The 18164-nt window shown below is 57.6% G+C and carries 16 protein-coding genes; 11 read left to right on the forward strand and 5 right to left on the reverse strand.

Translation table 11 applies throughout. The features are described 5' to 3' along the window. Position 1: 1 nt before the first annotated feature. Together ACCC84_RS16345 and ACCC84_RS16350 are read right to left on the reverse strand one after the other, a co-directional pair. On the reverse strand, positions 2-778 hold the full coding sequence (locus ACCC84_RS16345; protein ID WP_004957175.1) for an MBL fold metallo-hydrolase: 777 nt from the start codon (positions 776-778) through the stop codon (positions 2-4). 158 nt (positions 779-936) lie between these two features. Beyond that, the gene (locus ACCC84_RS16350) at positions 937-1860 is read right to left on the reverse strand and encodes a LysR substrate-binding domain-containing protein (RefSeq protein WP_088499817.1); all 924 of its coding nucleotides are present in this window, start codon (positions 1858-1860) and stop codon (positions 937-939) included. A 338-nt stretch (positions 1861-2198) separates the two neighbouring features. On the opposite strand from ACCC84_RS16350, the gene ACCC84_RS16355 reads away from it, so the two are divergent. The 4 genes from ACCC84_RS16355 to ACCC84_RS16370 are packed head-to-tail and all read left to right on the forward strand — an operon-like array spanning position 2199 to position 6185. Further along, positions 2199-3527: an MFS transporter gene (locus tag ACCC84_RS16355; RefSeq protein ID WP_004957181.1), complete on the forward strand. Its 1329-nt coding sequence runs from the start codon at positions 2199-2201 to the stop codon at positions 3525-3527. A 50-nt stretch (positions 3528-3577) separates the two neighbouring features. After that, positions 3578-4327, forward strand: a complete 750-nt coding sequence (locus ACCC84_RS16360) for an SDR family NAD(P)-dependent oxidoreductase (RefSeq protein ID WP_004957184.1) — start codon at positions 3578-3580, stop codon at positions 4325-4327. Positions 4328-4341: 14 nt separating this feature from the next. Beyond that, positions 4342-5190 (forward strand): transketolase, encoded by an 849-nt coding sequence (locus ACCC84_RS16365; protein ID WP_004957186.1) that lies wholly within the window; start codon positions 4342-4344, stop codon positions 5188-5190. Further along, positions 5187-6185 (forward strand): transketolase family protein, encoded by a 999-nt coding sequence (locus tag ACCC84_RS16370; protein ID WP_198773584.1) that lies wholly within the window; start codon positions 5187-5189, stop codon positions 6183-6185. The genes ACCC84_RS16365 and ACCC84_RS16370 overlap by 4 nt, the downstream gene beginning before the upstream one ends. A gap of 47 nt (positions 6186-6232) precedes the next feature. Here the strand turns inward: ACCC84_RS16370 and ACCC84_RS16375 are convergent, their stop codons facing one another. Then, complete coding sequence (locus ACCC84_RS16375; protein ID WP_004957191.1) at positions 6233-7150, reverse strand: LysR family transcriptional regulator; 918 nt, start codon at positions 7148-7150, stop codon at positions 6233-6235. 232 nt (positions 7151-7382) lie between these two features. Here ACCC84_RS16375 and ACCC84_RS16380 point away from each other — a divergent pair, with 232 nt between their 5' ends. The 4 genes from ACCC84_RS16380 (at position 7383) to ACCC84_RS16395 (ending at position 12054) form a co-directional block, all read left to right on the forward strand. Then, positions 7383-8579 (forward strand): MFS transporter, encoded by a 1197-nt coding sequence (locus ACCC84_RS16380; protein ID WP_198773585.1) that lies wholly within the window; start codon positions 7383-7385, stop codon positions 8577-8579. Between the two features lie 10 nt (positions 8580-8589). Beyond that, positions 8590-9618, forward strand: a complete 1029-nt coding sequence (locus ACCC84_RS16385) for an alpha/beta hydrolase (protein WP_004957200.1) — start codon at positions 8590-8592, stop codon at positions 9616-9618. A gap of 259 nt (positions 9619-9877) precedes the next feature. Beyond that, positions 9878-10501: a histidine phosphatase family protein gene (locus ACCC84_RS16390; protein ID WP_004957201.1), complete on the forward strand. Its 624-nt coding sequence runs from the start codon at positions 9878-9880 to the stop codon at positions 10499-10501. A 104-nt stretch (positions 10502-10605) separates the two neighbouring features. Next, positions 10606-12054 carry an alpha/beta hydrolase gene (locus tag ACCC84_RS16395; RefSeq protein ID WP_371902068.1) on the forward strand — a complete coding sequence of 483 codons (1449 nt, stop codon included), beginning with the start codon at positions 10606-10608 and terminating at the stop codon, positions 12052-12054. Here the strand turns inward: ACCC84_RS16395 and ACCC84_RS16400 are convergent. Then, complete coding sequence (locus ACCC84_RS16400; protein ID WP_371902069.1) at positions 12051-12800, reverse strand: NAD-dependent epimerase/dehydratase family protein; 750 nt, start codon at positions 12798-12800, stop codon at positions 12051-12053. The genes ACCC84_RS16395 and ACCC84_RS16400 overlap by 4 nt on opposite strands. A gap of 89 nt (positions 12801-12889) precedes the next feature. Further along, positions 12890-13753, reverse strand: coding sequence for a LysR family transcriptional regulator (locus ACCC84_RS16405; protein ID WP_371902070.1), 864 nt, complete (start codon positions 13751-13753; stop codon positions 12890-12892). Positions 13754-13866: 113 nt separating this feature from the next. On the opposite strand from ACCC84_RS16405, the gene ACCC84_RS16410 reads away from it, so the two are divergent. From ACCC84_RS16410 to ACCC84_RS16420, 3 genes are all read left to right on the forward strand, one after another. After that, entirely contained in the window at positions 13867-14613 is a 747-nt protein-coding gene (locus tag ACCC84_RS16410; RefSeq protein WP_004957215.1) for an SDR family NAD(P)-dependent oxidoreductase, read from the forward strand. A 267-nt stretch (positions 14614-14880) separates the two neighbouring features. After that, positions 14881-16746, forward strand: coding sequence for a PTS beta-glucoside transporter subunit IIABC (gene bglF / locus ACCC84_RS16415; protein ID WP_004957218.1), 1866 nt, complete (start codon positions 14881-14883; stop codon positions 16744-16746). Between the two features lie 12 nt (positions 16747-16758). Next, complete coding sequence (locus tag ACCC84_RS16420; protein ID WP_198773589.1) at positions 16759-18162, forward strand: glycoside hydrolase family 1 protein; 1404 nt, start codon at positions 16759-16761, stop codon at positions 18160-18162. Positions 18163-18164 lie beyond the last annotated feature (2 nt).

The following is an 18164-nucleotide window of genomic DNA, read 5'->3' on the forward strand; positions in this document are numbered from 1 at the left end:
TTTAGAATATACAGCTTTCGCCGTCGGCCGGGATCAATACGCTGTTCTGTATCCCGTGTTGTTCAACGTATTCGCGCAGTTCCTGACGGCTCAGGATGCAGTGATTCACTGCTTCCATATGTGAGGCCACAATCGTCGCTTGCGGCAGCAGTTGATGAGTCCGCAGAACGTCTTCCTTGCCCATGATAATCGCGCCGAAGCCGTCAATCTGCGCAAAGCCGGTGTTCAGCACCACGATCTCCGGCTGCCAGCGCGTCAGGCTGTCGACGTAAGGCGGCACCCAGATGGTATCGCCGGCAATATACAGCGTTTTTTCATCACGATGTTGAAACACCAGGCCACAGGCATCGCCCAGCAGGGCGGCAAGCTGAGGATTGGCATAGGCGTCGTCACTGCCGTGCTGGCCGTCGGTTTTTACGATGGTGATAGCGGCAAATTCGCTGCTGTCGTCCAGCACGCGAACCTGGTTAAAGCCCTGGGCGCGGATCAGCGCGGCATCGTCGGCATGCTGGGTAAAAATCAGCGTATCTTTGCCGATGGCCTGCTGTGCGGCTTCATCCCAGTGATCCTGGTGGGTATGGGTGACAATGACGGCATCGACATCCAGCAGCGCATCAACCGCCACCGGCAATGCTACCAGCGGATTACGCAAGTGCGAACGTGCGGTATTCGGGAAGCCGGGCCAGGCTGCTTTGTCAGCCAGCATCGGATCGATAAGGAATTTTTTGCCGCCGTATTCCAGCAGCAGCGTGGCGTTACGGATTTGGGTCAGTTTCATCTATATTGCTCCAGTAAAGGGTTTTACTATGCCGCCGCGGTGCCAGACGGCAGGCGGCGCATTACCATGGAGTTGAGTATAGGAACGGTGGCCGTGGGGCGTCAGTGGCCCGAAGGTCAAATAACGATGGGTTTGGGTCAATCGACGGCGTGCCGTCGTCAGATATGGAAGCCGGCTGCGTTCAGTTCTGCGGCAACCCAGGTAAAAAAGATCCTTACCTTTTCTTTCTGTTCGTTGGCATGTGGCAACACAAAGTGGTGGGCGGCTACCGGCATGCTGACATCCTCGGCAAACACCGGGCGCAGATGATGTTGGCGCAGGCTTTCTCCCGCCAGCAGGTTGCTTTCCAGGATCACGCCCATGCCCATTTTGGCCGCCTCAATGCTCATATACGAGCGGTCGAAGGTGAAAATAAAGTTTTTATTCCACCCGCGTACCTTGTGCCACGACAGCCAGTTGTTCCAGTTTATTAACGTGCTGTCAGAATGAATCAGATCGCAGGACAGCAGATCGTTAACCGCGTTGAGCGGGTGTTTTTCCAGATAAGCGGCTGACGAGTAAGGCAGCATTCTCTCGTTCTTGATGGTTTTCACCATCAGCGTAGGCCATTGTGAAAGCCCGTGACGAATATCGATATCAATATTATCCCGGGAAAATTGAATACTTTCATATGAGCAGCTCAAACTGATTTTTAGCTCTGGCCAACGTTGGCGAAACCGATCCAATCTTGGCATTAACCATAATAGGCCAAAGCTGGGTGCAGAATGAATGCGTAAATAATCTTGGTGAATATCATGTATCACCTGATTAGTGGCCTGGCCAATAATATTTAATGCGCCGGAAACTTCTTTAAGATAACGCGCACCGATGGCGGTGAGTTGCACCCCTTTACTGCTGCGGGAAAATAACTTTTTCCCGAGATAATTCTCCAGGCTGGCGATCTGGTGACTGACCGCCGAGGCGGTGACGTTGAGGTTTTCTGCCGCCAGATTGATGCTGCCGCTATCTGCGACTTCAATAAAAGCCTGAACGTTGCGCAACGAGGGAACCGGCAGCGTTTTGTTTGGTATTGACTGAGGCATAATGCGCTTCCTGATAACCAACGAAAGTCCAAAAGGAGAGGGACCTTAAGCTGATAAAAAACATCGGGTTCAGAACGGATTGCTTGCCAGATTAACATAATAGCTCCCCCTTTCTTATGATAATTCGTGATGCACATCTCATTTTTTTGCTAAACAAATCCACCGAGCTTGCGGCGAATAGTTTGAATTAAGTCACGACGCAAATTTTTCTCAATCAGTATTGAGGTAATTTACATAGGCTTTCTTTTCTTGGTTGTTATATTGCCATTCGTGGTCTGAGGATAAAGCGTGTTGCGGCAACATGCGCTGAAAAGATAAAACTATAAAGAGGAAAGCCTATGTCACGTATAGATGCCGTTATCTGTAGCGACACCAGGAAAACAAAGTATCGTTTTGTCGTTTTGATGATGATTTTCCTGGTTTATGCCATCAACTATGCCGACCGGACAAATATCGGCGCGGTATTGCCGTTTATCATCGAAGAGTTTCATATCAACAACTTTGAAGCCGGTGCGATCGCCAGCATGTTTTTTCTGGGTTATGCCGTCAGCCAGATACCGGCGGGGTTCTTTATCGCTAAGCGCGGTACCCGGGGCTTGGTGTCGCTCTCTATTGTTGGCTTTTCTGCCTTTACCTGGCTTATGGGCACCGTGAGCTCGGTATTCGGCTTGAAAATGGCCCGTCTGGGGCTGGGGCTGAGTGAAGGACCATGTCCGGTGGGGCTGGCTTCGACCATCAACAACTGGTTTCCTGCCAAAGAAAAAGCCACCGCCACCGGCGTGTATATCGCCGCGACCATGTTTGCCCCGATTGTGGTGCCGCCGCTGGCGGTGTGGATCGCGGTGACATGGGGGTGGCGCTGGGTCTTTTTCTCCTTCGCCATTCCCGGCATCCTGGCGGCGATTGCCTGGTATCTGCTGGTCAAATCAACGCCTGCCGAGAGCCGCTTTGTCTCACCGAGTGAACTGGCGGAAATCAATGCCGGCCAGGATGAGCCAAAAGCGCTGCGTGAAAATATTCTGTTGGACGATAAATTCGCCACGCTGGATAAAATTATCCGTGTGAAAAAAATGCCGCCGATTAATACGGCAAAGGGATTATTTACCTCAAGAAATATTCTTGGCGATTGCCTGGCCTATTTTATGATGGTGAGCGTGCTGTACGGCCTGTTGACCTGGATCCCGCTGTATCTGGTTAAAGAGAAAGGTTTTGATTTTATCAGTATGGGGCTGGTTGCCAGTATGCCCTGCATCGGTGGCTTTGTCGGTGCGATTGGCGGTGGCTATATTTCAGATAAGCTGCTTGGGCGCCGCCGCAAGCCGACGATGATATTTACGGCCGTCTCCACCGTGGTCATGATGTTAATTATGTTGAATATTCCCGCCAGCACCTTCGCGGTGTGCGTCGGATTATTCTTTGTCGGCCTGTGTCTGAATATTGGCTGGCCTGCCTTTACCGCTTACGGCATGGCGGTTTCAGATGCGAAAATCTACCCCATTGCCTCATCAATTATTAACAGCGGCGGTAACCTGGGTGGGTTTGTATCGCCAATGGTGGCCGGGTTTCTGTTAGATACCACCGGCAGCTTTAATTCGGTATTCACCTATTTCGGTATTTGTGCCGCCATAGGTCTGGTGGTGATTCTTTTTCTTGATGAGCCACAATAACGCTAAATAATCCTGTTAATTAATCTGCTCTAATCTTGTGGAGTAATATTATGTTATTAAAAAATAAGATCGCCGTTATTACCGGCGGGGCTTCCGTACGCGGTTTAGGTTTTGCAACGGCCAAATTGTTTGCTGAACATGGCGCAAAAGTTGTCATTCTCGACCTTGATGGCGAAGCCAGCAAATCTGCGGCTCAATCATTGGGTGAGGGGCATCTTGGCCTGGCGGCGAACGTGAGCGATGAGTTGCAGGTGCAGGCGGCCATCGAACAGGTTATGGCGAAATATGGCCGGATAGATGTGCTGGTCAATAACGCCGGCATTACCCAACCGTTAAAGCTGATGGACATTAAACGCGAAAACTATGACGCGGTGCTGGATGTCAGCCTGCGCGGCACGCTGCTGATGTCGCAGGCGGTGATCCCGCAGATGCGAGCGCAACAATCCGGCAGTATCGTTTGCATTTCCTCGGTTTCCGCCCAGCGCGGCGGCGGTATTTTCGGCGGTCCACACTACAGTGCGGCGAAGGCCGGCGTGCTGGGGCTGGCGCGCGCCATGGCGCGTGAACTGGGGCCAGACAACGTGCGCGTCAACTGCATCGCGCCGGGACTGATTCAGACCGATATTACCGCCGGTAAGCTGACGGATGAGATGACGGCCACCATTCTGGCGGGGATCCCGATGAACCGCCTGGGAGACGCGGTGGATATCGCGCGCGCGGCGCTGTTCCTCGGTAGCGATCTGTCTTGTTACTCCACCGGTATCACGCTGGACGTTAACGGCGGCATGTTAATCCATTAAGCGAGGAGGATCGGATGAAGATGACAGCATTGCAACAGGTCGCGGCGGCGGCATGGCGTATTCGCCGTTATGCCCTGCGCATGGGAGAAGTTCAGGGGCAGGGGTATATCGGTCAGGCACTGGGCTATGCCGATGTGCTGGCGACCGCCTTCAGCCATGCCATGACCTATCGGCCAGCCGATCCCGACTGGGAGGGGCGCGATCGTTTTCTGCTTTCTCATGGCCACTACGCGATCGCCTACTACGCGGCGTTGCTGGAGGCAGGGATCATTCCCGAAGAGGAGCTGGAAACCTATGGTTCCGACGACAGCCGTCTGCCGATGTCGGGTATGGCCACCTATACGCCGGCGATGGAAATGTCTGGCGGATCGCTGGGGCAGGGGCTGTCGATCGCCGTCGGCATGGCGTTGGCGCTGCGGCAAAAGCACAGCCGGTCGTGGGTGTATAACTCGATGTCGGATGGTGAACTGGATGAAGGCTCGACCTGGGAAGCCGCGATGTCGGCGGCGCACTATGGCCTGAACAATCTGATCAATATTGTCGACGTTAACCAACAGCAGGCCGACGGGGATTCGCGCCAGATCCTCGGTTTTGAACCGTTGCAGGACAAATGGGCGGCTTTCGGCTGGTATGTACAGCGGGTTGACGGCAACGATTTGGCCGCGGTTATCCGCGCTTTTGACCAGGCGAAAGATCATCAGGGGGAACAGCCGCGGGTGATTCTTTGCGACACCTTGATGGGCAAAGGCGTTCCGTTCCTTGAAACCCGGGATAAAAACCACTTTATTCGCGTCGATGCCGACGAATGGCAACAGGCGATTGCGGTACTGGATGCCAATCAACCGGAAGGAGCGCTGCAATGAACCAGACTACGCAAAAACCCCGTTTAAAAACCTCGGCAATGATCGCGTCTATTGCCGATGAAAACCAGCCGACCGTCGCCGCACCTTTCGGCGTTGCGCTGGCGAAGCTGGCGGCTGAACGTGCGGAAATCGTCGGCATGTCGGCCGACCTGTCCAAGTATACCGATATGCATATTTTTGCTCAGGCGTTCCCGCAGCGCTTCTTCCAGATGGGGATGGCGGAGCAATTGCTGATGGGCGCGGCAGGTGGCATGGCGAAAGAGGGATTTATCCCGTTCGCCACCACCTACGCGGTATTTGCCACCCGTCGAGCCTATGATTTTATCCATCAGGTGATCGCCGAAGAGCATTTGAACGTGAAGATCTGCGCGGCCTTACCTGGCTTGACTACCGGTTACGGGCCTAGCCATCAGGCAACGGAAGATTTGGCGATCATGCGCGGCATCCCCGGCATGACCATCATCGATCCCTGCGATGCGCGGGAAATAGAGCAGGCGGTACCGGCGATTGCCGATCATCGTGGCCCGGTATATATGCGCTTGCTGCGTGGCAAAGTGCCTTTGGTGCTGGATAAATATGACTATCAGTTCGAGCTGGGCAAAGCCAAACTGCTGGAGGATGGCAATGATGTGCTGATCATCTCTTCCGGTCTGATGACCATGCGCGCCCTGGAAGCGGCGGAGAAACTGCGTGCCGACAACGTCGCCGTCGCGGTGCTGCACGTACCGACCATCAAACCGCTGGATGAAAAAACCATTATTGAGCAGGCATCGAAGCCGGGTCGTCTGGTGATTACCGCAGAAAATCATACCTGTATCGGCGGTCTGGGCGAAGCGGTGGCGGCGCTACTGATGCGTCAAGGCGTGCGCTGCGAGCTGGATAGCGTCGGCCTGCCCGATGAGTTCCTGCTGGCCGGTGCGCTGCCGACGCTGCACGATCGCTATGGCATTTCCACTCGCATGATGGTGGAAAAGATCAAACGCCGTCTTGGTTAAGCCCGGTGCCGCCGCGTTATGCGGCGGCCTTGACGCCCAAGCGATGCTTATCTGGCGCCGGCGGCAGGTTGACGTTTTTGCCTGACGCGCAGCGCCTCAACCACCAGTGAAAACGCCGGCGAAGGCTGCTTGCGGCTGGGATAGTACAGGTAATATCCCGGAAACGGCCGACACCACGGCTCTAGCACGCGGATCAGACGTCCGTCGGCGATATGCGTGCCAAACTCCTCCTCCGGCAGAAAGGCGATCCCGAGTCCGGCCAGTGCGGCATCGACAATATGCTCCGAGGTATTGAACGTCAGTTGCCCGCTGACGCGCACGTTGAGATCGCCGCCGTCCTGATCAAAATCCCAGACGTACAGCCCACCGGACCGGACCATGCGCTGGTTGATACACTGATGCCGTGTCAGTTCCTGCGGGGTCTGCGGTAGTGGATAGCGGGAAAAATAGTCCGGCGACGCCACGGCGGCCATGCGCAGCTTGGGGCCGATCGGGATGGCGATCATATCCTTATCGATGGTATCGCCAAGACGCACACCGGCATCAAAACGGTCGGCGACAATATCGCGAAACCCGTGGTTGGCGTCGAATTCGACATGGATGTCCGGATATTGATGCAATAGCGGCGTCAACTTCGGCAATAGCGTGGTGCGCAGCACATCCGGCCCGCAGGTGATACGCACCGTTCCCGCCGGTTTGTCGCGCAGTTCGGTCAACATGTCCAGTTCGGTTTCAATTTCATCGATGCGATGACCAATGGCCTGCAACAGCCGTTCTCCGGCGGCGGTGGGCGACACGCTGCGGGTGGTGCGCGTCAGCAGGCGGATCTGCATACGTTCTTCAAGCCCCGAGATCGCCTGGCTGAGGGCGGGCTGGGTCACGCCCAATTGCGCGGCGGCACGGGTAAAACTGCCTTCACGGGCGACGGTGACAAAATACAGCAGATCGTTGAGGTTGCGTTTCATCGGCTATCTCCCGGGTTATTAATAACTATAGCTTATAAGCTCATTAAGTATTCATTAGCTAGTCAGCCTACTCCCCGCGTGTAAAAATTCCAATCAGCATGACGTGACGGCAAATAAACGCCCTGGCCCACGTCTTCCTTTTTACATTCATTGTTTGACGTTATTCCCGTGAATAGCGTCCGGCCCCGGCTTGTCTGAAAACGGCCGCAGGCTGATTCGGAGGTAGCGTTTTATGTCCACATTATCGAATGACGCGCCGCGCCATCACCGGCATGCCTGCTGGAGTGGGGTGTTTGCCATGACGCTGTGCGTATTTGCATTAGTGGCATCGGAATTTATGCCCGTCAGTCTGCTGACGCCGATCGCCGGGGATTTATCCGTCAGCGAAGGGCTGGCAGGACAGGGGATTGCCATTTCCGGCGCGTTTGCGGTGTTGACCAGCCTGTCGATTTCAACGCTGGCCGGCACTGTTAACCGCAAACTGCTGCTGTTGGGCATGACCGCATTGATGGCGGTGTCCGGCACGGTGATCGCACTGGCGGCCAACTATGCGATTTACATGATGGGCCGCGCCTTGATCGGCGTCGCCATCGGCGGCTTTTGGTCGCTGTCGGCCGCTACGGCGATCCGCCTGGTGCCGCAGCATCAGGTGCCGCGCGCGCTGGCGGTGTTCAACGGCGGCAACGCGCTGGCTACGGTGATCGCGGCACCGCTCGGCAGCTATCTGGGTTCGGTTATCGGCTGGCGTGGCGCGTTCTTCTGCCTGGTGCCGGTGGCGGCGCTGGCCTTTATCTGGCAGTGGTTCAGCCTGCCGACGATGAGCGTGGATCACGACACCAAGCGCCGTGGCAGCGTTTTCCGCCTGTTTGCCAACCCGTTGGTGGCGGTGGGCCTGCTGGCCTGCGGACTGTTCTTTATGGGGCAGTTTGCGTTATTCACCTACCTGCGGCCGTTCCTGGAAACGGTCACCCGGGTGGATATCGCCACCCTGTCGTTCATGTTACTGGCCATCGGCGTGATGGGCGTTATTGGCACGCTGTTGATCGGCCGTTTTCTGCATGCCGGTTTCTACCCGACGCTAATAGCCATTCCGCTGTTGATGGCGGCAATTGCCGCCACGCTGATCGCCTTTGGCCACAGCCTGTGGGTGGTCGCGCCGCTGCTTGGTCTGTGGGGGCTGATCGCCACCGCCGCCCCTACCGGGTGGTGGAGCTGGATCGCCAGGACCTTGCCGAACGACGCCGAAGCGGGCGGCGGTCTGATGGTGGCCATGGTACAGCTGTCGATTGCCGTGGGTTCCACCGTCGGTGGACTGGCATTTGACCATCTTGGTTATCAAAGCACTTTCACCGTCAGCGGCACGTTATTGCTGCTGGCAGCGATGCTGACGTTGTTGACGTCGCGTAAAGATACCCATCAAACCCACTGAGGATCTACTGATGAAAAGACTTTCCCTGCTGTTAGGGCTGTTGATCGGCTCGTTTGCGGCAACAGGCGCCGATATGTCTAACGGCGCAGACAATTTTTATAAAAGTACCAGGGTCAGCCAGCAAAAGGTGACCTTTAAGAACCAGTACCAGATGACGGTTACCGGCAATCTGTTCATGCCGAACGATCTGAATCGGCAAACCCGCCACCCGGCGATTATCGTCGGGCACCCGATGGGAGCGGTAAAGGAGCAGAGTTCGAATCTGTATGCGCAAAAGCTGGCGGAGCAGGGCTTTGTCACGCTGGCGATCGATCTGTCCTTCTGGGGCGAGAGCGCCGGCCAGCCGCGTAACGCGGTTTCACCGGACATCTATGCGGAAGACTTCAGCGCCGCGGTGGATTATCTCGGTACGCGTCCGTACGTCGATCGCGACCGTATTGGCGTGCTGGGTATCTGTGGCAGCGGCAGTTTTGCCATCAGCGCGGCGAAGATCGACCCACGTCTGAAGGCGATTGCCACCGTCAGCATGTACGATATGGGCTCGGCCAACCGCAACGGGCTGAACCATTCACTAACGCTGGAACAGCGCAAAAAAATCATCGCCGATGCGGCACAGCAGCGTTACGTGGAGTTCACCGGTGGCGAAACCCAATACACCAGCGGCTCGGTGCATAAAATCGACGACAACGCTTCCGCCATCGAGAAAGAGTTCTACGATTTCTATCGTACCGCGCGCGGTGAGTTTACCCCGCAGGGCAGCTCGGCACTGCTGACAACGCACCCGACGCTGACCAGCAACGTGAAGTTTATCAACTTCTATCCGTTTAACGATATCGAGAGCATTTCACCGCGGCCAATGCTGTTTATTACCGGCGATCGGGCGCATTCGAAGGCGTTCAGCGAAGATGCCTACCGGCGTGCCGGCCAGCCGAAAGAGCTGTACATCGTGCCGGGAGCCGGTCACGTTGACCTGTACGACCGCACCGATCTGATCCCGTTTGCCAAGCTGAGCACGTTCTTTAACCGCAATTTGCAGTAATCCGATCCGGCCGCGCCCTAGCGGGCGTGGCCGATTTCACTGAGGCGCGTAGTGATGAAATAGCGTCGTATGTTATCGCTCGCGCTGGCAACCGCCGTTGGCAGGCACAGCGTGGCGGTAACCTTCTCCGCACGCTAAGGTTGCTGCTGATTCAGCACCGGCGGTTTTGCGTTGGCGTCGGTTGCCAAACACCGCCGGTCATCACCCCCGCATTTTTATCCGCATGGTCTATAGTTACCTTCATCACGGAGGAGGGGCTATGCGCTTTATCGTCGTCAGGCATGCTGAATCGCAAGGAAACAGGGACGGGATCATCCAGGGGCAACTGGATAGCCCGGTCACAGCCGACGGCCATCGGCAGATCGCCGCGTTAATGGCCACCTTGAAAGATTGCGCCTTTTCCCACATCGTCAGTTCACCGGCCGGCCGTGCGATGACCACCGCGCAGGCGCTGGCTGCACATTGCCACTGTGTCGTCAGCAGCGACGAGCGCTTGTGTGAACAGCATTTCGGCTGTTACCAGGGGCGGCCTTATCATCAGGCTTTTTCCTGTGACCCCGATGGGGTCAAGCGTATTTTTACCGGCGTGCCGACAGCGGCTGCGCCGCAGGGCGAGTCGGCGCTGCAGGTGGTGCAGCGTTTATTGTCGTTCTTTGGCGAGTTTGCACTTGGCGGCAATGCCACCGTCGGCGTGGTAACCCACAGCCATGCGCTACAGTCGCTGATCTGGCATTTACAGGGGGCCAATCCGCGCGAAGAAACCGGCAAATATGGCCATCCCAACTGTGGTTATTCGATTATTGATGCCACCGACGGCGAACTGGCGCTGCAACATTGGGGCATCGCCACCCATCTGCGCGCATTGCGCCAATCGCCGATCTGACCGCTGGCGCGTTTGCGCGTCATTGCCGCCCGCCGCCGCCCCCTTGGCGCTAATCTTGTATATAATCAGCGCGAATATCCGTAAACCCCGTATCAGGAGTACCCATGCCCTCCAAGGCGATCGCTAAATGGCTCAAACGACTGACGCTGGTGTTGGTGACGATCCTGATCACGCTGCTTGCCGTGCGAGTTTACGACACCGAGCGAGGTCCGGCGCTGGAACCGTGGCATACCTTTGTGCCACACGAAATGAGCGGCGACGAAGTGGACGGTGCCGACTGGCCGGCCTATCTGGCCGCTGAACAGCGGGTGTTTGCCGAGGTGAAAACCAACGTCAGCGATCGGCTGGAGGCTGGCGAACGTATTCCCCTGAACCGCTATTTTAGCGGCAGCCCGATTTATCCCGCGCATTTTGCCCGTGACTGGAATCGTTCTTATCAACTGTTACCGGCGGGGGAACCGCGTGGCGCGGTGGTGTTGTTGCATGGGCTGACCGACTCACCGTATAGCCTGCGGCATATTGCCGACAATTACCGGCAGCACGGCTTTGTCGCCGTTGGCATTCGCTTGCCGGCGCATGGCACGGTACCGGGCGCGTTGACTGCCATTGAATGGCAGGACTGGCTGGCGGCCACCCGACTGGCGGTGCGCGAAGCGCGTAAGCGTATCGGCGCGGACAAGCCGCTGCATATCGTCGGTTTTTCCAACGGCGGTGCCTTGGCGATGAAATATGCGCTGGATGCGCTGGAAGATCCCGAACTGGCACCGCCGCAGCGGCTGATTTTGATTTCGCCGATGATAGGCGTCACCCACTTCGCCCGCTTTGCGGGCATCGCCGGTTGGCCGGCGGTGTTCCCGGCGTTCGCCAAAGCGGCGTGGCTCGGCATACTGCCGGAATTCAATCCGTTTAAATACAACTCGTTCCCGGTCAACGGCGCGCGCCAGTCCTATTTGCTCAGCAATGCGCTGCAACAGCAGATCGCCCGGCTTGGCCGTGATGGCAAGCTGGCGGCATTGCCACCGGTGCTGACCTTCCAATCGGTGATGGACTCCACCGTCAGTACCCGGGCGGTGATCCGCGCGCTGTATAATGTCTTGCCGGCCAACGGCAGCGAACTGGTGCTGTTTGACGTCAATCGCACGGTGAATTTCGGGCCGCTGCTGCGGCCCAATGCCGCCGATGCGGTAAACCAGCTGTTGCCGCCGCCGCCGCGTCGTTACCGCGCCACGGTAATCACCAACCGATCGCCGGAAAGCAGCGAGGCGGTAGCGCATATTACCGAGGCCGGAGCGGTGGCGGAACGCCAACAGCCGCTCGGCCTTGCCTACCCTGCGGATATCTATTCGTTGTCGCATGTGGCGTTGCCGTTCCCGATCGACGATTCGCTTTACGGCCGTTTCCCGGCGCAGCGTGCCGAATTTGGCATCAGCCTCGGCACCATTGCCGCGCGTGGGGAGCGTTCGGTATTGGTGGTCGATATGGATTCGCTGATGCGTCTTGCCTCCAACCCGTTCTTCCCGTACCTGTTGCAGCGTATCGACAGCAAGCTTTAGACAAAACCGAGCAGGGCAAAGGCATCATCCTGCGGCTGGTAATCGAGCAGTTGGCGGGTTTCTTCCAGCGACAGGCGCTGATAGCGGTTGTTGGAAACGCCGTGCACCACCGCGTAGGAGACGTCGGTAACGCGAATGCAGCGATCGAGCAGATCGGCGGCGTCGCGGTGGCTGAGAAAGGCGCTCATGTCGCGGGCGCTGAGCTGCTGACCGGCGCACAGGGTGGTGAAGTTGGCGATGCGTACCGACAGGGCGGACAGGCCTTCCTGGTGGGCAAAGTAGGCGGCGATGCCTTCGCCGAACGCCTTGCTGACGCCATACAGATTCTTTGGTCGTGGTGCATCGTCCGGCCGTACCTGATAATCCAGCGGATAGCCTTCTACCGCCTGGGCGCTGCTGGCAAATACCACGCGCCGACAGCCGGCATCCTTGGCGGCGCGGAAGATATTAAAGGTGCCGAGAATGTTGTTGTCTTTCAACGAGTCGCAAAAATTCGCGTCCGGTGACGGATCTGCCGCCAGATGCAGCACGGTATCGATGCCGGCGCAGGCGGCGCGGCAGGCTTGCAGATCGGTGATGTCAAAGGCCAGCACCTGGTCGTTGGCACCGATATCGTGCAATAGGCCGATGTCCCGCTCCGCCAGCCGCAGTGGATAACGGCCTGCCATTGCCGCCCGGTATGCTGTAGCAACGCGGCCACCCGCGCCGGTGATCAAAATCCTGCCCATCTCAGAACGCAATGCCATGGCGCTTCAATCCTAAACAAGTTACGCAGAGGCCCAGTATTAGCCCGCTGCATTATCCTTGTCCAGTTAATATTAATTTCTCTGATGTTTTAGAGCGAAATTGGGCAACTCTGCGCTACGCTGTCGGACAACAGCGTCATCACCGCCCGAATGGCTGGCGCGCGTGCCAGATCGGGGTAGGTCACCAGCCACAGTTCGCGCGTTGGCGCGGGTATGGCGGTGGGCAGTTTTATCAATAGTGGGTCGTCATCGGCAACGAACGTCGGCAAAGCGGTAGCACCCAGCCCCGAACGTGCCGCTTCGATCAGGGAAAACAGATCGCTGGCCTGAAACACCACCGGCCGATCGTTCACTAACTGCTGCAACCACTGCTGATGCGGCTGTTGCCGGTAGCGGGCGTCATAGGTGAGAAAACGGTGCGCCGCCTCGGGTAAGCTGGCGTAGTCAGGGGCGGCGTAAAGCGCATAGCGCATGATGCCGATGCGTTGGGTCAGCAGATCCGGCTGCTGTGGCCGAACCATGCGCACGGCAATATCGGCCGCCCCGCGATCCAGCTCGGCAAGGTGGGCCTCACCGGATAGCGCCAGCGTAATATGCGGATAAACCTGCTGAAATTCGGCCATGCGTGGCGCGATCGCCCGGGCGGCCACCGACGGTGGCGCGCTGACGCGCACCGTCGCCTGCCGGGTTTCCGCCGTGGCACGCACGTAGCGTTCGATGGCCTGCGTCTGTTGTTCGACCTCCGCCGCCAGGCCGGCAATCACCCGACCATGTTGGGTCAGCGGCGTACTGCGCGGCAGGCGGGTAATCAGCGGCAGGGCGAGGGATTTTTCCAGCGCCGCCACCCGACGCCCGACGGTGGCATGATCGCAGCCCAGTTCACGCGCCGCGGCGCTCAATGAACCGCTACGGGCCAGTACCACAAAATGTTTTAAATCCTGCCAATCGATCATCAGTGAATTCCTGCACAATACCGTTGCGGTTTTGTGGAATATTCACACACAAAGGAGTGTGGTTCAATGCCATTGTTCAGTCATTAAAGTGAGTTGTTCAATTAGGATATCTTATGAATTTACGCTTGCAGGGGTGCACCGTGTTAATCACCGGCGCCAGCGCTGGCATCGGTGCCGGCATGGTACGGGTGTTTGCCTCGCAGGGTGCAAAGGTGATCGCCACCGCACGGCGTACCGAGAGGCTATTGGCGCTGGCCGACCAGGTCGAAAGGCAGGGCGCTGAACGGCCGTCGGTGATAAGCGCCGATCTCACCGACGCTGCGCAGTTGTCCGCTCTGGCGGCGCAGGTTGGCCACTGCGATATTCTGATCAACGCGATGGGCGGGGCCAGACCGACCGCGCTTGACGCCAGCGATGCCGTCTGGGAAGAAGCCTTTGCCTTGAACTTCACCCCTGCCCGGCGATTGACCCAGGCGCTGTTGCCGGGGATGCAGGCGCAGGGCTGGGGGCGCATCATCAATCTCAGTGGCTCGATGGAACCCCGTAACCTGAATGCCGCCAGCGCGGCCAAGGGCGCAATCCACCTGTGGGCCAAAGGGTTGGCAAGCGACGTGGCGGCGCAGGGCATTACCGTCAATACCTTGCAGCCGGGGCGGATCAACAGTGAGCAGATCTGCGAAACGCTGTATCCGACCGAGGCAGCGCGGCAAGCCTATAGCAAGCAACACATTCCAATGGGCTACTTTGGTGAACCCGAAGACGTCGCCTGGTTAGCGGCGTTCCTGTGCTCGCCACAGGCCCATTACATTACCGGCACGGTGATCCCGGTGGACGGCGGCATGCACTATTTCGCCCATTAACCGGCGTTTTGCATAGCGGATCACATTTTTGCGCTTTGCCGCCACAAACGCTTGTCGCGGCAAAAACACGGTGTTAACGTCATTTTTCAGCCGCGTTAGGGTTGTTACTGCTTCGGCAGGCAAAACCTAAATCTCGTGCTTCTGTTGCCCTTTGAATGGGCGCAGAGGCGACGAGGTTTAGGTTTTTTTTTGCGCCGAATTCCGCCGCCGTGTTTGGCCAACAGCGTATTGGCGGCCGGGTGATATCAGAAATCAAGGAATAACCTTATGAAATATCAACAGTTAGCCAGTGAGATTTTGGCCGGTGTCGGTGGCCGCGACAATGTGAAAAGCCTGGAACACTGTGCGACACGGTTGCGCTTCAAACTGCACCAACGCGACAAGGCGGACGCGGCGACGCTGAAGAACAATAGCGGGGTGATCATGGTGGTGGAGAGCGGCGGCCAGTTTCAGGTGGTGATCGGCAATCACGTCAGCGAGGTTTACGCCGCACTGGAGCAGGCTGCGGGCCTCGATGGCGACGCCACAGCGGCACCGAAGGAGAAAAAGGACGGTCTGTTCAGCCGCTTTATCGACGTGGTGTCCGGCATTTTTACCCCGTTAATCGGCGTCATGGCGGCGTCTGGCATCCTCAAAGGCTTATTGGCACTGACGCTGACCGTCGGCTGGTTACAGGCCGACGGCGGCAGCTATCGCCTGCTGTTTGCCGCCAGCGACGCGCTGTTTTACTTCTTCCCGATCATGCTGGGGTATACCGCCGGTAAAAAATTTGGCGGTAATCCGTTCATCACCATGGCGATTGGTGGAGCCTTGACTCACCCGTTGATGCTCGCCGCGTTTGAGGGCAGCCAGTTGCCTGGTGCTGCCCGGGAATATTTCTTTGGCGTGCCGATTACCTTTATCAACTACAGCTCGTCGGTGATCCCGATCATTTTTGCCGCCTGGGTATCGTGCAAGCTGGAGCCGTGGTTCAACCGGCTGGTGTTCAGTTCGCTGCGCAATTTCACCACGCCGATGCTCTGTCTGGCGATCGTCGTGCCGCTGACGTTTCTGCTGATCGGGCCGGTAGCGACCGGGCTCAGCCACCTGCTGGCCAATGGTTATCAAAGCCTGTACGCGGTTAACCCGCTGGTGGCCGGTGCATTGATGGGGGCGCTGTGGCAGGTGTGCGTGATCTTTGGTCTGCATTGGGGATTGGTGCCGTTGATGATCAACAACCTGAGCGTGCTGGGCCGCGATACGCTGGCTCCGTTGCTGCTACCGGCGGTGATGGGGCAAACCGGCGCAGCGCTTGGCGTGATGCTGCGCACTCGTGACGCCAGGCTGCGGGTGCTGGCAGGATCGGCGGTCAGCGCCGGTATTTTCGGCATCACCGAACCGGCAGTGTATGGCGTTAACCTGCCGAACCGACGCCCGTTCATTTTTGGCTGCGTCGGCGGCGCGATCGGTGGTGCGGTGGTGGGTTATTTCCATACCGCGACCTATTCGTTCGGACTGGTGAGCGTTTTTACCTTTGCGCAAATCATCCCGAGCGGCGGCCTGGATGCGACGGTGTGGGGGGCAATCATCGGTTCGCTGCTGTCGTTCATGATTGCCGCTACCGCCAGTTACCTGTTTGGCGTGCCGACACCACCACCGGCCACCGCCGATGCACCGCTCCATCCCGCGCCGCTGCAGCGTAAGCAGACCGTTGCCAGCCCGCTGGCCGGTGATGTGCTGCCGCTCGAGCAGGTCAATGATGCCACTTTCGCCAGCGGCTTATTGGGTAAAGGTGTGGCTATCGTGCCGCATTGCGGGCGGGTGGTGGCTCCGGTTGACGGGCGGGTAGCCTCGCTGTTTCGCACCGGACACGCTATCGGTATCGCCTCGGACGACGGTATCGAGGTGCTGATCCACGTCGGTATCGATACGGTGAAACTCGATGGGCAGCATTTTAGCGTACGGGTGAAGCAGGGAGATCGCGTCAGGCAGGGCGAGTTGCTAATTGAATTTGACCAGGTGGCGATCCACGCCGCCGGCTATGACACCACCACGCCAATCATCATCAGCAACAGCGATGACTACGTTGACGTGCTGGCCACTGACGCCGCTGCGGTGCCGGAACAGGCACCGTTGCTGACGTTATTACGTTAACAGGAGAATGCAATGACCAGTAAATTCCCTCAGCACTTTCTGTGGGGCGGCGCGGTGGCCGCCAATCAGGTAGAAGGCGCCTATCAGGCGCATGGCAAAGGGTTGTCGACCTCCGACGCCCAACCGCAGGGCATTTTTGGCGGGATTACGCCGCGCGTTGCCGGCGACAGCGGTATTAAAGACGTGGCGATCGATTTTTATCACCGCTACCCGGAAGACATCGCGCTGTTTGCCGAAATGGGCTTTACCTGCCTGCGTACCTCCATCGCCTGGACGCGCATTTTTCCGCAAGGGGATGAAGATACGCCGAACGAAGAAGGGCTGGCGTTTTACCAGCGGCTGTTTGACGAGATGGCGAAATATGGCATTCAGCCGCTGATTACGCTGTCGCATTACGAAATGCCGTATGGCCTGACGCAAAAATACGGCGGCTGGGGTAGCCGCCAGACCATAGGTTTCTTTGAACGCTATGCGCGCACGGTGTTTGAACGCTATAAACACCAGGTCAAGCACTGGCTGACGTTCAACGAAATCAACATGTCGTTGCACGCGCCGTTCACCGGCGTCGGGTTGCCGGAGGACAGCAGTAAAAGCGAGATTTACCAGGCAATCCACCATCAGCTGGTGGCCAGCGCCAAGGCGGTCAAGGCCTGCCATGACATCATACCTGACGGCAAAATCGGCAATATGCTGCTTGGCGGTATCGTCTATCCCCTGAGCTGCCGGCCAGAGGACGTGCTGGCAACCCAGCGTCAAAACCGGGATTGGCTGTTCTTTGGCGATGTGCAGGCACGCGGCTATTATCCGGCCTACATGCAGCGCTATTTCCGTGAAAACGGCGTCCAGCTGGAGATCACTGATGACGATCGCCAGGCGCTGCGTGAAACCGTCGATTTCATTTCTTTCAGCTATTACATGAGCGGTTGCAGCACCGCCGACCAGGCGCACAACCACAGCGCCCGCGCCAATATTCTCAAGATGGTGCCGAACCCGCATCTGGCCAGTTCGCAATGGGGTTGGCAGATCGATCCGCTTGGGCTGCGTTATTTGCTCAATGAGCTGTATGACCGCTATCAGAAACCGCTGTTTATCGTTGAAAACGGTCTGGGCGCCAAAGACCAGGTCGAAGCCGATGGCAGCATCAACGATGATTATCGCATCCGTTATCTCAACGATCATCTGGTGCAGGTCGGCGAAGCCATTGACGATGGCGTCGAGGTGATGGGCTATACCAGCTGGGGGCCGATCGATCTGGTCAGCGCGTCAACCGCCGAAATGTCCAAACGCTACGGTTTTATCTATGTCGATCGTGACGATAGCGGGGCAGGCAGTCTGGTGCGTCGCCGCAAAAAGAGTTTTTACTGGTATCGGGATGTCATCCGCAGCAACGGCGCTAGTCTGACATCTGGCGGCTAAAC

This window comes from Serratia odorifera (genome assembly GCF_041448735.1).
Lineage (GTDB): Bacteria > Pseudomonadota > Gammaproteobacteria > Enterobacterales > Enterobacteriaceae > Serratia_F > Serratia_F odorifera.

What these genes read in the sequence shown, in the direction of transcription:
- ACCC84_RS16345 (WP_004957175.1), bottom strand. Translation starts at nt 778, where the DNA reads ATGAAACTGACCCAAATCCGTAACGCCACGCTGCTGCTGGAATACGGC.
- ACCC84_RS16350 (WP_088499817.1), bottom strand. Translation starts at nt 1,860, where the DNA reads ATGCCTCAGTCAATACCAAACAAAACGCTGCCGGTTCCCTCGTTGCGC.
- ACCC84_RS16355 (WP_004957181.1), top strand. Translation starts at nt 2,199, where the DNA reads ATGTCACGTATAGATGCCGTTATCTGTAGCGACACCAGGAAAACAAAG.
- ACCC84_RS16360 (WP_004957184.1), top strand. Translation starts at nt 3,578, where the DNA reads ATGTTATTAAAAAATAAGATCGCCGTTATTACCGGCGGGGCTTCCGTA.
- ACCC84_RS16365 (WP_004957186.1), top strand. Translation starts at nt 4,342, where the DNA reads ATGAAGATGACAGCATTGCAACAGGTCGCGGCGGCGGCATGGCGTATT.
- ACCC84_RS16370 (WP_198773584.1), top strand. Translation starts at nt 5,187, where the DNA reads ATGAACCAGACTACGCAAAAACCCCGTTTAAAAACCTCGGCAATGATC.
- ACCC84_RS16375 (WP_004957191.1), bottom strand. Translation starts at nt 7,150, where the DNA reads ATGAAACGCAACCTCAACGATCTGCTGTATTTTGTCACCGTCGCCCGT.
- ACCC84_RS16380 (WP_198773585.1), top strand. Translation starts at nt 7,383, where the DNA reads ATGTCCACATTATCGAATGACGCGCCGCGCCATCACCGGCATGCCTGC.
- ACCC84_RS16385 (WP_004957200.1), top strand. Translation starts at nt 8,590, where the DNA reads ATGAAAAGACTTTCCCTGCTGTTAGGGCTGTTGATCGGCTCGTTTGCG.
- ACCC84_RS16390 (WP_004957201.1), top strand. Translation starts at nt 9,878, where the DNA reads ATGCGCTTTATCGTCGTCAGGCATGCTGAATCGCAAGGAAACAGGGAC.
- ACCC84_RS16395 (WP_371902068.1), top strand. Translation starts at nt 10,606, where the DNA reads ATGCCCTCCAAGGCGATCGCTAAATGGCTCAAACGACTGACGCTGGTG.
- ACCC84_RS16400 (WP_371902069.1), bottom strand. Translation starts at nt 12,800, where the DNA reads ATGGCATTGCGTTCTGAGATGGGCAGGATTTTGATCACCGGCGCGGGT.
- ACCC84_RS16405 (WP_371902070.1), bottom strand. Translation starts at nt 13,753, where the DNA reads ATGATCGATTGGCAGGATTTAAAACATTTTGTGGTACTGGCCCGTAGC.
- ACCC84_RS16410 (WP_004957215.1), top strand. Translation starts at nt 13,867, where the DNA reads ATGAATTTACGCTTGCAGGGGTGCACCGTGTTAATCACCGGCGCCAGC.
- bglF (WP_004957218.1), top strand. Translation starts at nt 14,881, where the DNA reads ATGAAATATCAACAGTTAGCCAGTGAGATTTTGGCCGGTGTCGGTGGC.
- ACCC84_RS16420 (WP_198773589.1), top strand. Translation starts at nt 16,759, where the DNA reads ATGACCAGTAAATTCCCTCAGCACTTTCTGTGGGGCGGCGCGGTGGCC.